The organism is Vibrio sp. TMPB1044 (assembly GCF_030442075.1).
Taxonomy (GTDB): Bacteria; Pseudomonadota; Gammaproteobacteria; order Enterobacterales; family Vibrionaceae; genus Vibrio; species Vibrio satsumensis.
Window position 1 is genome coordinate 199,043 of sequence record NZ_JAUJED010000023.1, and the last position, 14,319, is coordinate 213,361.

11 protein-coding genes are annotated in these 14,319 nt (G+C 42.8%); 1 reads left to right on the top strand and 10 read right to left on the bottom strand.

Features of this window, described 5'->3' with window-relative positions; genetic code table 11:
* Positions 1-130: 130 nt before the first annotated feature.
* Positions 131-1,084 carry a DUF2860 family protein gene (locus QQ041_RS16885; RefSeq protein ID WP_285954541.1) on the top strand — a complete coding sequence of 318 codons (954 nt, stop codon included), beginning with the start codon at positions 131-133 and terminating at the stop codon, positions 1,082-1,084.
* A gap of 130 nt (positions 1,085-1,214) precedes the next feature.
* On the opposite strand, the gene QQ041_RS16890 is transcribed toward QQ041_RS16885, so the two are convergent.
* From QQ041_RS16890 to QQ041_RS16935, 10 genes are all read right to left on the bottom strand, one after another.
* A complete protein-coding gene (locus QQ041_RS16890) occupies positions 1,215-2,153 on the bottom strand; it encodes a LysR family transcriptional regulator (RefSeq protein WP_285954542.1) in 939 nt (312 codons plus the stop codon).
* Between the two features lie 216 nt (positions 2,154-2,369).
* The gene (locus tag QQ041_RS16895; protein WP_285954543.1) at positions 2,370-3,665 is read right to left on the bottom strand and encodes a MipA/OmpV family protein; all 1,296 of its coding nucleotides are present in this window, start codon (positions 3,663-3,665) and stop codon (positions 2,370-2,372) included.
* 261 nt (positions 3,666-3,926) lie between these two features.
* Complete coding sequence (locus tag QQ041_RS16900) at positions 3,927-6,974, bottom strand: efflux RND transporter permease subunit (RefSeq protein WP_285954544.1); 3,048 nt, start codon at positions 6,972-6,974, stop codon at positions 3,927-3,929.
* A gap of 1 nt (position 6,975) precedes the next feature.
* Positions 6,976-8,061 carry an efflux RND transporter periplasmic adaptor subunit gene (locus tag QQ041_RS16905; protein ID WP_285954545.1) on the bottom strand — a complete coding sequence of 362 codons (1,086 nt, stop codon included), beginning with the start codon at positions 8,059-8,061 and terminating at the stop codon, positions 6,976-6,978.
* 103 nt (positions 8,062-8,164) lie between these two features.
* Complete coding sequence (locus QQ041_RS16910) at positions 8,165-8,404, bottom strand: hypothetical protein (protein ID WP_285954546.1); 240 nt, start codon at positions 8,402-8,404, stop codon at positions 8,165-8,167.
* A 353-nt stretch (positions 8,405-8,757) separates the two neighbouring features.
* The gene (locus QQ041_RS16915; protein WP_146491649.1) at positions 8,758-9,384 is read right to left on the bottom strand and encodes a LysE family translocator; all 627 of its coding nucleotides are present in this window, start codon (positions 9,382-9,384) and stop codon (positions 8,758-8,760) included.
* Positions 9,385-9,663: 279 nt separating this feature from the next.
* Positions 9,664-10,524: a delta-class carbonic anhydrase gene (locus tag QQ041_RS16920; protein ID WP_285954547.1), complete on the bottom strand. Its 861-nt coding sequence runs from the start codon at positions 10,522-10,524 to the stop codon at positions 9,664-9,666.
* Between the two features lie 358 nt (positions 10,525-10,882).
* Positions 10,883-11,362 (bottom strand): hypothetical protein, encoded by a 480-nt coding sequence (locus tag QQ041_RS16925; RefSeq protein ID WP_285954548.1) that lies wholly within the window; start codon positions 11,360-11,362, stop codon positions 10,883-10,885.
* A 137-nt stretch (positions 11,363-11,499) separates the two neighbouring features.
* On the bottom strand, positions 11,500-11,877 hold the full coding sequence (locus tag QQ041_RS16930; protein ID WP_285954669.1) for a VOC family protein: 378 nt from the start codon (positions 11,875-11,877) through the stop codon (positions 11,500-11,502).
* Between the two features lie 189 nt (positions 11,878-12,066).
* Positions 12,067-14,115 (bottom strand): M4 family metallopeptidase, encoded by a 2,049-nt coding sequence (locus QQ041_RS16935; protein ID WP_285954549.1) that lies wholly within the window; start codon positions 14,113-14,115, stop codon positions 12,067-12,069.
* Between the last annotated feature and the right edge of the window lie 204 nt (positions 14,116-14,319).

Consider the following 14,319-nt stretch of genomic DNA (forward strand, 5'->3'; position numbering starts at 1 on the left):
TCTTCTATCAAGCCTTTCAAATATGCATAACTGTTATCCATATTAATTATTTCTCATTAATTTAATATCCATCTCGTAAACGGATGTTGAACAAAAAAAAGGAAAAACTAACACTTGAGAGAAATAAACCATGAACACTAAAAGCATATTGTCAGTAGCCATCTTATCTTCATTAACAACGAGCGCTTTCGCATTTGATTCTTCACGTATTAGCGGTGAAATCATCCTTGCAACGGGTTACGTTTCAACCAACTCAAACTTAAGCACAGAAAGCGATGCAGTATTAAAGAATAGAACGAACAAAGGCTCACATAATAACGATGTGGTTGTTATGCCATTGGGAAACATCGCTTACGAACTCGGTGAAAGTCGTAATCAAAAAGTCTATTTAGGTACATCTCGTGATGACTTAGCCGTGGGCGACTTAGCCTTTGAAATCGGCTATCAGTACAATATGCAAAACGGTACTCAAGTTGACGTTGCTTACCTACCGACAGTACTTTCTGGTGAGGTATGGAAAGACCCTTACTTGGAAGGCCGTCGCAGCAAAACCGACGTTGATGGCCATGCTTACCGACTTCAGGTAAACAATATCATCGGCTCTGGTTTCTCAATGGACATGGCATTTGCGACAACTGAAGTAGACGACGAGCAAGTTCAAGCCTCTGAACTCACGCGTGACAGCGACATGTACTCGGTAAAAGGTGGTTATTTAGCATATTTCACACCAAACATGGGCTTAAGCACAACCTTAGGTTACCTACATAACGATGCGGATGGCAAGGCTGAAACCTTCGATCAATATCAATTAGAAATGACTTACTTTGTAACTCATGGTGCTCACAAAGTGGCTTTAACAAGCAGTTACGCTTACCGCGATTTTGACGGACAAAACTCAATTTATGGAAAAACACGCTCTGATAATCGACACAAGTTTTTTGCTGCCTACGAATACGCGAATATCGCTGGATTAGAGAACTGGGATTTAGTCTCTTTTGCTGGTGTGAATTACAACGATTCAAATATTAACTTCTACAAAAGTGAAGAATACTTAGCGTCAGTTGGTGTGAGTTACAAGTTCTAAACTTATTATTTGCTTGAACCCTACGATAAAAATAACGATAGACACCGCATGTAAGGTGTAAATATAAACACTAAAAAGCCTCTAATGTACTAACCCAATAGTTAAGTACGTAGAGGCTTTTTTGTTTTCTCTAAGCTTTGTTACCTGGCTGTACGATAGAATTGAAAAAAGACTGTACCGCTTGGTGTAAAAGCTGGTTAAGTGGATAACCACGCTTCGATTGTAAATAGCCACCCGACACGCTAATGCTTCTCAAGTGCTCAGGAATTACGGGGAGAGGATAACAAGCCAATTGATCGTCGTGCATTAAGATGTAGCTGCTATTGAAACTAAACGCATCCGAATTGACAAGCTTATCGACCATGATTGGAACACTATGACTCACTAAACATATATTCGGCTTAACGCCCTTGGCCAAAAACAACTCATCGTAAGGGTCATATTTTCCACCGTTAGAATCGGAAGCATACTTAACCAACGGAAGGTCTTTGATGTCATCCCAGTGAGATGAATTAGAAAGAACAGGATGATCTTTTCTCGCAACCAAGTTGATTACGATATCAGAAAGATGATGTGTGTAGATATCCTGTGGTAGCGGCAACATGGTGTAATGCAGCATATAGTCTACTTGGCGATCAAGCATGCTTTGCAGTGAGTGTTGTTGCCAGTAAACCAATTTTAAGCGTGCTTTGGGTAACGCCTGATTTATTGACTGATATAACCCTTTGCCAAATACATCCAATAGCGTTAAATCGCACGCAATTACGATATCGCCAGTATACTCTTTAGCGTCAAAGTCTTGATACGCTTCTAACACTTGAGTGAATGGAGTCAGCATATTCTCTGCTGCTTCTGCTAATTTCTCGGCAAGCTCAGAAGGCTCAACACCGTGAGCTTTGCGAATAAACAGCTGGTCTCCAAACGTCTCTCTAAGCTTGGCCAATCCTCGGCTCACACTTGTTTGAGATATTCCTAACCTTTTCGCAGTCACAGAGGTATTGCGAGTCTCTACGACCACTTTTAGCAAACGTAACAAGTTTAGGTCGAGATTATCGAGATTGTTTCCCATAGTCAGCATCGTTCCCTTGTCTACTAGGTTCTGTTTTACAACATAACATAAAGATTCGAACACTCAGAGGTTTATCGGTTTTCCTCATCATACAAACGACTATGATATTGGTACAAAAAGAGTCGACATGAAAACAGTTAAGCACAAAAAGGCCGCCAAACCGGCAGCCTTCTAGGATCAAGTAGCAAGCGTCACTGAAAGAGAGTCTCGTTAGAATTAAAAGTCCCACTGTAGGTAAAGAGAGTTGTAATCACTGCCCCCTTTTATTCGGCCAAATGCTGATGTCGTAGTAAAAATCCCTGAACGATGATGCAAGCTATACCCTAACCACAAGTTGGTTAATGATGGGTTATTGAAGAGATCGCCCATATTAGTATCAACACTGAAATCTAAATAATTCATCAGCTTACTTGCTTGATAACCTTTCTCTTCTAAATTCTTGCGCTCGATATGACTTATTTGGTTGCTGTAAGAGATACCTTCAGCAAAACCGAGCCTTGTTCTTACCGACCAATCAAACGTGTAATATCCCTTAATCGCGAGCACATACTCATCAAATGGATCTTGAGTATCGGAATTTTGGTGATACACATAGCCAGGAGTTAAATAGAAATCGATAGGTAGCCCAAACACACTACCCGATAAAGGATGACCATAAAATATTGAGATCATACTATTTCGGTCTGGGTCGGTATCATTGTTTAACATGAAAATTTCGGTCGGCCCAGATTCGGTCGCAAGCCCACCTGCTACTCTGATATAAGCACCTTCTGGCCACTTACGTTGAGTACGCAGGCTTGAACTTCCAAACATCGCTAAGCCTAAATACCCTTCCCACTGTGTGTGTGAATCAATCGCTTGGCTCGAGTAGGTATCATCATCAAATAAGGTCGCGCCAATATGCCCAACAGCATAAAGGTTTCGGTAGATCTGCGTTTGACCTTTCACACCGGCTTTGCTGTCAATTGCCCACCCAATATCTTCCATCTGCAGTCCGTAATAGGCATCATTGAAACGCGCGGATTTGGCTCTCAGTGTGGCATAGAATGTTGCCTCCCACCCCAGTCCTTTAAACATATAGTCACTAGTTAAGTTCGAGTATGTTCTTCCACCGTTGTCACTCAGTAGCTCTATACTTAAGTCTACGGATGGTGAATGATGCCAAGTCGCCTTTGCGCCGAAATCGACCTGAGAACCTTGAATGGTATTTTGAGCATAACGAGGGATATCAAAGAATCTCAAGCTTGCCGAGAAACCAAGGCTAAAGTCGTCGTTTTGATAGAAGTTGTAGCCACCAGATGCGCCATCTAAATAAAAATTCTCTCCTTGATAGAACAATAATGGGATCACATCATTAACCGTGTTCCCACTGGTTTTAAAAGGCATGGTTGCGCTCCGTATCCCAATACCTACGCCCCAGCTTTCTTTCTTCTCAATGCCAGACGCGGAAAGTTCGCTGGCTGTAACCATAGGAAGGGCACTAATCATCGGTAATATATATTTGTATCTCATCTTCCACTCTTATTAATTTAAATAGAGTGCAAACATGTGACACCCTAATATTATGCACCTCTCCATGTGTCGTTATTCATCAAACTAAAATAGATTTTAGATACTGATTCCATTCAATAAAATTGTATTAATTACTGCTATGGAAAAGTACGTTTTACAGATATTCATTTCTGCCATTTCTTCGTTTTCTACAGACGCAAAAAAGCCCAACAAGGTTGGGCTTTAATCTGCTGCTATCCTAGGCATTTAATTGCGTTGATATTATGCTTTTGGCTTCACTCTAAAAAACAATGCATAGTTTAAAGGTATCACGACCAGTGTCAGCACGGTTGCAAATAACAGTCCGAACATAATGGTCACCGCCATACTCTTGAAGAACGGGTCTACCAAAAGTGGCGCCACACCAAGAATAGTGGTCGCTGCACCCAGTATTACTGGTCGAGCCCTGCTCATTGCAGCATCAATAATCGCATCATAAGCTTCTTTACCTTGTCTGATTTCGTTTTCTGCTTGGTCAACAAGAACAATCGCGTTCTTAACCATCATTCCGACTAAGCTTAGAAATCCTAGAGTTGCCATGAACTCAAACGGAGTTTGAAACATCACCAACCCTACTGATACGCCTAATACAGCCAGCGGTACCGTGCACCAAATAACCAATGCTTGGCGAATACCGTTAAACATGAATACCACAGCCAATACCATCGCAGCTAAGCCATAAGGCGCCGATGCGATTAAGCCTGCGTCTGCTTCTTTTGCGTCTTTGTATTCACCATGCCATTCCATCTGGTAACCTACAGGCAGTGGCATACCTTCTATTTTCGTTTTTATTGCGTCTAGAGCTTCTGCGGTCAACACACCTGTTTGGGGATCAGCTTGAGCCTTTATCGTTGGAACACGGTCTACACGGCGAAGCATGGAGTCTTGCCAAGTTAAATCAACACGTTCAACAAACTGCTCTAGTTGTAAATACTGACCTGCTGTTGGGCTGAACACTTGAGTATTCTCGATAGTTCGGTCGTGTGTGCGTTCATGTTCTGGCGACCTTACAACGATAGGAATCAAATCGTTGCCTTCACGGAATACGCCTACATTCTTCCCCACTAATGACTGCTCTAATGCTTGGTTAAGTTCTTGCGTCGTTAAACCAAATTGTTGCGCTTTCTCTGAAGAGTAAACCGGTGTCACTACAGGCACTTGCTGTCTCCAGTTATCTTGAATCGCAATCAACTCTGGAGTCTGGGCCATCAACAACTTAGCTTGCTCTGCAAGTTGTCTTAGTACCGCGCTATCTGGTCCGCTAAAAGCCGCTTCAATTTTCTTACCGCCACCTGGGCCAAGTACAAACTTCCAAACGTTTACCGATGCTTCGTCGTACTTTTCGTTTAACTCAACTTGCAACTTTGCAATCAGAGGTTCAATCACATTGAAATTATCAACATCAACCAACATTTGAGCGTAGCTTGGGTTTTGCGCTTCAGGTGAGTAAGTCAGCATGAAACGTAAACCACCAGAACCGATGAAGCTTGTTGTATTCGTAACACCTTGATTGGTTCGTACATCACTTTCAATATCCAGCATCACGTTTTCAGTGGTGCGGATATCTGTCCCTTGTGGTAGGTACACATCAATAACAAACTGCTCTCTTTGAGACTCGGGCATAAAGCCTGGAGGAACGTGACCAAACATCTTCACGCCTAGGATAAATAGTAGAACTACTACACCTAAGCTTTTCTTTTGGTTGTTAAGAACCCATTCCAACGTTCCTTTGTACCAAAGGCTAACTTTGCCAGGGCCTTTAGTTGCCTTTGTTTTATCAACTTTCAAAAAGTCGTGGCATAGCAATGGTGTTACGGTAATAGCGAGCACCCAGCTTAACAACATCGAGTACAGGATTACCCAGAATAACGACCCTGCGTATTCACCCATGTTAGACGGTGAGAGACCAATAGCACTAAAAGCACAGATACCAACAACCGTACCTCCCAATAAAGGCCACTTAGTTTCGTTTACAATGTCATTAACCACGGTTTGTCGGTCAGCTTCTGGGTTCTTTTGTAGACGAGTTAACACACCATCCGTTACCACAATAGCGTTATCAACCAACATACCAAGCGCGATGATCAATGCTCCCAGTGAGATTCGTTGCATCGCAATGTTATCAATCAACATCACAACCAGAGTTCCCGCTACCGTTAGTACTAAAACAAAGCCAATAACGATGCCGGTTCTTAAGCCCATGAAGAGCAAAAGTACAACAAATACAATCACGACCGCCGCGATTAGGTTATTAATGAAATCTGAAACTGAGTCTCTTACAGAGTCAGACTGGATAGATATTTCATGCAGTTCGATACCGTGAGGGCGTTGACCTTCTAACTCTACAATACGAGCTTTAACGGCATCACCCATTTCAACCACGTTACCGCCCGCAACGTTTGAAATGCCAAGCCCTACTGCTCGAACACCATTAAAACGCATCAACTGAGAAACAGGTTCTTCATAACCACGAGTGACGTTCGCAATGTCTTGCAAGCGCATAACGGTATTGTTATCACCTAAGCTGATTTGTAACCCTTTCAGCTGTTCGTAAGAGCTAATATTGGCTTTTGGAATAACAGAAACACGCATGCCATCGGCATTCATTGCACCAGCAACGGTGACCACGTTTTGCTTTTCGAGTACGTCATAAACTTGCTGCGCAGACATACCAAATTGAGCTAGACGATCGTTTGAGATCTCAACAAATATGGTTTCTTGCTTTTCGGCATAAGTCGCGGTTTTCGATACTCCAGGAACGAGTACCAATTCCCTTCTCAACTCATCGACGTAATCTTGTAACTGCTTGTCCGAAAAGCCCTCGCCTGTCACGGCATAAAACTGGGCATATACATCAGCAAAGTCATCATTAACGATGGAAGACACAGCACCAGGAGGCATTGAACGCTGGGCATCATTGACCTTTCTTCTCAGCTTATCCCACACTTGTTGGAGTTCAGCTTCATCGCCAGAGAACTCACGCTTGATTTCAACCGTTACCTCAGACATTCCTTGCTTAGACACGGAAGTAATTTCGTCTACTTCCTGAAGTGATTGCGCCGCGCCTTCAATGATATCGGTGACTTCGTCTGCGACCTCTTGTGCAGTCGCACCAGGGTATGGCGTCACGATAACCGATTGGCGAATCACGAATTCAGGGTCTTCGAATCGTCCCAGTTTCAGGTAACTGATGTAACCACCAATAAGCATGAGCGCGACAATAACCCAAACACTGGTTCGCTTAGCTATAGTTTGTTGAGCGATATTCATCTTAATAAGCCTCGATAATCTTAGGTTGTACTACTAATCCCTCATGTAACTTTTGTGTCCCGGAAACAACGACTTGCTCTCCTAGAGCTAGGTTTGCTTCGATAGCAACTCGTTCACCATTCAGGCTGCCGGTCACGACATTTCTTTTTTGCAGTGTATTGTTTTCGTCTACGACCCAAACATATTGGTTCCCCGTGTTATCGGGGTTAACCGCAGCCAAAGGAATTTGAATCTGTTTCGACTTCGTGGGCTCTGAGTTTGAATACACGTGTACGTTCATACCCGGCAATAAACGCGTGTTTTCAGAGGTTTTTACAGACAGTGTGACGGCATAAGTTCCCGTCACAGGGTCTGGTTCGGTTTCGTATTTTTTTAACGTTAATTCAAAGCTTTCTTGTGGAATAACAGGAGAACGAGCAAAGGTTGCTGTCGAATCACTATTACGAGTCATCACACTTTCTGGAACCTGAATTTTCGCTTCTAGGTCATTAAGGTCATGAATTGAAACGATTACTTCATTGCTTTGTACCAATACATGGTTATCAACCAATGTGCGGCTTATAACACCCGAAAAAGGCGCTCTAAGATTTGTGTCATCAAGGCGAATCTGTGCTTCTTCATAATGGTTTTCTGCAAGCTTGAAGCGAAGTGTTAGCTCTTCAAACTGGCTTTTTGAAATTGACTGACGGCTTTCGAACAAGGTTTTCGCGCGTTGATATTCAGCACGAGCATTCGCAAGTTCATTTTGAGCGGATGTCAGTGCAATTTTTGCATCAATAGAGTCTAATTTTGCAATTAATTGCCCCTGCTGCACTTCGTCACCTTCTTTGACCAACATCTTGACGATACGTCCGCTCACTCGGAATGAAAGGTCTGCTCGGCTAGCAGAACGGATAATGCCATTGAATGATAGGTCTTCGACTTTTACTGCCGAAACGGCTTCAACAAATACGGGACGAACTACGGAGTCAACAACTGTCGCATCAGATGCAGGCTTACAACCCGTCAATAACACAGAAAGCGACATAGCTACCGCTATCGCAGTTGGTTTGAATGTCTTTGCTGTTAATGTGCTTGTTTTGTTCACTGCTATCTCCAAATGGATAAGTTGATTATTTGCGTGTGTAACTGTCACGCTGTTCGTCCCTAGTTGCTTTCCTTTATGCTGCTCATTTTATAGCGAACTGAATTTAACTCGATGAATAAGAGTTATTCATTTCTGCGTCCAATAGTTTGGTGGGTGCACGTGTATAAGACTGGCGGCTAGACAGAGACTCTTTAGATGAATCACCAGTATCAATATGCGTTGGCTGGTCTTGTTCTGTGAGTTGCAGATAAGTAGGGTATAAGTGATCGTCAAGGTAATCACTGCTTCCGCTGCAATAGTTTATTGATACGAACGTAGATAGAAGTTGCTGCAAATAGTGCATGGCTAATTCCTTTTTAAGGTTTAATTTATTACACACCTTATTCCAGAATTACTCATATCAGCTATGGTTTAGAGATATTCATATATGGCATCACCAACAGCAAAAATGGATATCGCTTATTTGTGCCCTTCCTACTAAATATCAGTAAATTAGAGCTAAAATCAAAGAAGGAGTGACAGATAAAAAATTACCTACCTATAGTCTTTATCTTATCTAGTTACTTAGCTTTCTTTTCCTTAATTACAGTTAGATTGGCTTGAAACCAATCAAACAATTAAACATCTGCTTTAATCAGAATGCAGGATCGAAAAAGGCGAACCAATCGGTTCGCCTTTCTGTTCAAATAATCGTATTTATCGATTTATTGCCAAATATGATCCTGCAGCAATCATTATTCCACCAGCACTTTGGTTTAATCTTTTATGTGCACGTGGCGTTTTAAGTAAACTAGCCATTCTACCCGCACCCATTGCAATTAGCATTAAACCGGACATCAGAGCAACCGCCGCTAAAACAGAAACCAAGACGATATCTTGTGAACGCAAAACCGTCAGATCAATAAACGTCGGCAAGAATGAAATATAGAACAGAATCACTTTCGGATTTGATGCTGAAATCAAAAAGCCTTGCACGAAACTGGCGAGTTCCGATTTCTGACTTTGTTTGGCCGCAAGTTCTGCTGAACCTTGCACTTCAGGTAGGCTCTTAAACATCTTGTAGCCCAAGTAAATCAAATAAGCGGCACCAACATAGCGAATCACCTCAAAGGCAAACGACCAGTTCTCAGCAATCGTCGCTAGACCAAAACAGGCAAGCGCAAGATAGATAAGATCACTGCATATCATCCCTAACGAAAGAGTGATGCACTTTTGCCAACCGTTAACCATGCCACGAGCTAAAATGGCAAATACGCCAGGCCCCGGAGTAATACCAAATATAAACATGGCAATAAAGAATGTAACTGCGCCTTCTAGTGACATCTGTCGTCCCTCAAATATCATTCAACATTATAATTTTCGAACGTATCATGGAGCCCCGATTCGGGTAAAGAGCGTTTTTGTCTAAGAGCGTGTTTGACTGACAGCGTTTTTAACTAAGAACGATTCACAAGACTCATGTTTTGAATAAGTGTCATACGTAACTTCCCCACTAAGCATAACCGCAAAGCTAAACCCAACATGTTTTTCGTTAAGACACAAAAAAGGCGAACCTAGTGGCCCGCCTTTGCAAAATATTGACTACGAATCAACGTAACAAGATTAGTTCGATATTGGTGACAACAACTCAGGGTTTACGACTATGTTTCTCACACCGTGGGCGTGGTCTTCGTTAAAGTCATTGCCTTCACACCAACTCCCCACTGTCGCGATGTTTACTTTCGCAACTTGTGGACGAACGCTCCATGTTACTTGGAAAGGTGAACCTTGCTCATTGTAACCAGGACCCGTTGTAGAACCTGCGTATTGAATCGCTGAACCCGTATTTTGAGGAATGTTTGGGGCTTGGTGTAATCCGTTGACTTTTGAATGTTTAGCGAGTGCTTCGAAATCGAGTGCTTTGTCGTCATTCACTAATACGTAAACTTGGGTTTCTACACGCAGTTGGGGGTTGGTAATCGCGTCGTTAAAACAAGCACCCAATGTTTCACCTGGTTCAACTTGTGCAGTCGAGTACACGTAATGCACCTCGATAGTGTCACCAGAATTAAGTGAACCGTGGTCGCTAGGACAAACCTTCTGCTCGAATGGTTTAAGCTCGGCCGCGCTCAACTTACCTGTGTATTTAAATCCACTCTGGAAACCTTTACCATCACCGTTACCAGCGTATTGAGTAAACTCACCACCTTTGTGCTCAGCGTTTTTATGGAAGTGGATATTACATAGATTCATGGCTGTTGAATCTGGCGCATCCGAAAACAATCGGGCATTTGTTCCTTCGGCTGAGCCTAAATCGCGAGGCGCTTGTGGGCCAAAACCTTTTCCTTGCGTGTTTTCAGATAGGTTTGCTCTTTGTTCAGCGATAACACTGTCAGCTACAGACTCATGGTTCGCGTCTGATGCATTTGCATTAGCTGACAACATCACCATCGCGACACTTAAAAACACACTTTTATTCTTCATATTTCTTCCCTAGAATATTGATAACTAAACCTAAAATGAACTTAGCAGCAAACATCTTACTATGCTCACAAGTGAGTATGGTACTTGTCTTTGTAAGATTAGATTTCACGGCTTATTTTGGGAAGAGTATTAAAACCCTTGATGCATATAACAAGTCACACACGGTAAATACGGCGAGTTCATTCCATAACGAATAAATTCCTACTTTGCTGACTGTCCCTTGACTCAAGCCGATAAACAAGCGGACAACACACTACAACCAGAGCTAATAGTAGAGTTTCTGATATAAAAAAGGCGAACCATTTGGCTCGCCTTCACGTCTCATTCTATCTATTAGTTTGGCTTTCTGGTTAACGGATCAACCGTGGCCCGTGGCAAATATCCCAAACGTCATGACGTTCAATGCATCTGTCACGCCCTCTAATGATTTAATCACCGTCTTGGTCGGTTCGTTATGACGGATAAAATAGCTTCCGATACCTTTTTCATCGCTACTCTTAGCATCATTCTCAGTTGTTTCTGTTGCTGCTACTTGAGAGGGTTCCGCTGATTCTGGCTCAGCATTAGCGTGAGTTATCGTGCCTTCATTTGAATCAAGGTTTGAGTTTGCGTCATGCCCATTTATAGATTCATCGCTAATGGCCAGTTCATGGGAAGATTCGACGCTGGTCTCAGCATTTGTACCCATTGAAGTCTCGAGATTATCCTCTTTCTCTACGCTTTTCGACATAGCGTCTTCGTTGCTCAATGTCTTGTCGTCTAGCTGATGATTACTCGTTGAAGAACAAGCTGTTAAGAAGAACAGGCTAACGATGAATGTGAGTAAGTTTCTCATCATAATGATAAATCACGAATTAATAAAACATTGTTCGATTGTATTTTATTTGGCTGATGACATCCAGTAATAAGCGGAGTAAACGTGAAAAGTCGAGTTTTAAAAGAGTAAACAAAAGCGTACGGGTTTAGCGCTTAAGCCTAATAATTCGAGACCTCAATCAGATTGCCATCAGGATCTCGAATATAAACAGAGACTATTTTTCCCTTTGCACCTGTTCGCGGTACTGGTCCCTCTTCTATCACGACTCCTTGCGCTTGGATATGCTCTACGACCTCAACAATTGGTGTATTGGTAACAAAGCAGAGGTCTGCACTGCCCGCTTGAACGCGTTTTGCCTTTGGTTCGAACTCCTTACCTAATTGATGAAGATTTATCTTTTGATTGCCGAACGACAACGCCAAGCGTCCTTCCCCGAATTGGATGGGCTTCATACCTAATACGCGCTGATAAAAGTCGACCGTTACGGTTAAGTCTTTAACGGTTAACACCAAGTGATCCAAATGACTGATTTCCAATTTAATCATCCTTGTTTCGTCGTTACTGAATGTCGCATGTTGAATGCCGAATAAGCCTAAGCCACATACTCTAATGTTGGACGTGCTAACACAAGATCAGCATACATCTTCAGCTCTCACTTTGAACGAATAAAGGGAGCACAGACTGCGCTCCCTTTAGTTAACTTAAATCACTTTAAGTCGTTCTAGCTAGTAATAAGAACCTTCAAATACCCAGTACCAATAATTGTTGAACGGATCAGCTCCCCAGTTATCCGCTGACGCTGAGAATCTGTTGCCATAATATTGAATTGCCGTGCCTGCTGGATAATAGTAATTTGGATTCCACTCTTGAAGGTTATCGCACAAGCCTTGTGGCTCAGGTTCTGGTTGAGGCTCTGGCTGAGGTAATTCAAACTCTGCGCTAACGGCCACGTAAGCATCCATCGAGCTTTGAGCACCGTCCACCAGCACGTAGATATCTTCACCCTGCACGCCACCAAAACCACAATATTCATTGTTATCTGAGTTGGTTGAAGAGCAATCGTAGTCGCTTAGTGACGCAGGTCTGCCGATTGCGACATACAAGTCAACGTTACCGTAACCATTATAAGTCTGAATCCAAGCATCACTTCCAGGTACATTCTTTAGAACGAACGGTTGCTGTTCTTCGCCACCGCTTACAATTGGTGTTGGGACGTTTATCTCTAGTTCCACGCCACCAGGTGTTGGTGTTGGTGTTGGTGGATTAGGGTTCGGGTTCGGCTGACCAGAGCCACAGTTTTGTACATTAATACCCACTTCGCTAAACGCAGATTTCACTGCAGAGGTCTCATAACCAAGCTTTTCAGCTGCTTTGCACACCCCGTTGGCACCTTGTTGGAAATCCGAGTTTGGTGTCCAGTACAGTTGGTTAGCTGTTGCGTAAGCCATGAATGCTTTTTTAATGTCCCAACCGTTACTGGTTGCTAAGTGGTAGAATGCTTTGTTGAAGATTCCTGAACTATGGTGAACATCAATGCCATTGTAATACTGGTTGATGTGACCGATAGACATACCATCTTGACTTGGGTTAGTGAAGTAACGCATCGCATCACTATGCTTCATTACATGCTCGCCCATCTTCCAATTGAAAGTGCCATGTACATATTCACTAAGCGCCGCAGCAGCTACATCAGAGAAAGATTCGTTCATTCCGCCCGACATACCACGATACTCAAGGTTTGAGTTTTGTTCAGTAAAGCCGTGGCTCACCTCATGAGCAATCACGTCCCACGTCGCTAATGGATACATGGATTGGTTACCATCGCCAAACGTCATTTGACGGCCATCCCAAAACGCGTTCCCATAGTTCGAACCGTAGTGAACACGCATAGTAAGCTTTTGTTGAATAGGACGTGTGTTCAACCAATCTTGGTACATGTCGAACACACGTTGGCCAAAGTAATGTGCGTCGTTCATTGGCGCATACGCACCATTAACAGCGCGATAATTATTGACGTTCTTACCGTAATTTCCGTTACAACTAAATTGATGAATCTGCCCTGAGCCTTGTTGGTTGTTCATGTTCATAGTCACAACGTTTTGGCTGTCCATCTGGCAATACGAGTTGACTTGGAATCCGCCAAACTGTGTGTTCGAGCCAAAGTAATAACGGCCACTTTTCTGGTTTCCGCCCGGTCCTTCTGCCTCAATGAACGCAATACCTTCCCAACGATCCAGTAACTCACCCGATTTAGCATCAACAAGCGTAATCGGTCTTGAGGGTGCCATGCCCAGAGTCTGCAAGAAATCGACCTTATAAATCAGGCGCGCTTGTTGCTGTTCATCAAGCCAAATAAGAAGCTCGGTGTTAGGGTCACGAATAGTCGCCGCGGCAACCCCTTTGTGCTGTGACTTTGCAATATCGACAGCTTGCTTTGCGCTAATCATTGGCAGTGTCGAGCCAATATCTGACTCAATACCCGTTAATACTTGGCCATCAACCGCTTTCGCAAAGCCCTTCTGAGAAAGATCAACCACTACCGATTGACCGTAAACCGGAATCCCGTAGTGAAGTTGTGTTTTACGTAGGAGTGTTGTTGTACCATTGTTCACTCGACTTGCGTCTTGGTAAGCAAGTGGTTGGCTTACAGCGGTAAAACCCTGTGTTGTTTGATTGAGTACTGTAGATAAATCGACTTGCGAGTAGTCGACAATATTGGCAGCTTGAGAAGTAAACGCTATCGGAAATAGCATTAGTAAATGTGCACCACGCATACATCACCTTTATAATTGTGTTTTTATTGATTCACCAACTAGATGAAGTCGCATCTTAACGATAGATATTGCACATAAAGAAATAAACTCAGTTGCATATGTGAGATTAATTCAAAACATAATTAATGATGTCTTTCGAATTGAGATATACCGCAAAAATTTATTTAAAATCTTATAGTTAGTTAAATATTAAAGTGTTATTTC

Coding starts and splice junctions, on each gene's coding strand:
- QQ041_RS16885 (WP_285954541.1), top strand. CDS start 131: ATGAACACTAAAAGCATATTGTCAGTAGCCATCTTATCTTCATTAACA.
- QQ041_RS16890 (WP_285954542.1), bottom strand. CDS start 2,153: ATGGGAAACAATCTCGATAATCTCGACCTAAACTTGTTACGTTTGCTA.
- QQ041_RS16895 (WP_285954543.1), bottom strand. CDS start 3,665: ATGAGATACAAATATATATTACCGATGATTAGTGCCCTTCCTATGGTT.
- QQ041_RS16900 (WP_285954544.1), bottom strand. CDS start 6,974: ATGAATATCGCTCAACAAACTATAGCTAAGCGAACCAGTGTTTGGGTT.
- QQ041_RS16910 (WP_285954546.1), bottom strand. CDS start 8,404: ATGCACTATTTGCAGCAACTTCTATCTACGTTCGTATCAATAAACTAT.
- QQ041_RS16915 (WP_146491649.1), bottom strand. CDS start 9,384: ATGTCACTAGAAGGCGCAGTTACATTCTTTATTGCCATGTTTATATTT.
- QQ041_RS16920 (WP_285954547.1), bottom strand. CDS start 10,524: ATGAAGAATAAAAGTGTGTTTTTAAGTGTCGCGATGGTGATGTTGTCA.
- QQ041_RS16925 (WP_285954548.1), bottom strand. CDS start 11,362: ATGATGAGAAACTTACTCACATTCATCGTTAGCCTGTTCTTCTTAACA.
- QQ041_RS16935 (WP_285954549.1), bottom strand. CDS start 14,115: ATGCGTGGTGCACATTTACTAATGCTATTTCCGATAGCGTTTACTTCT.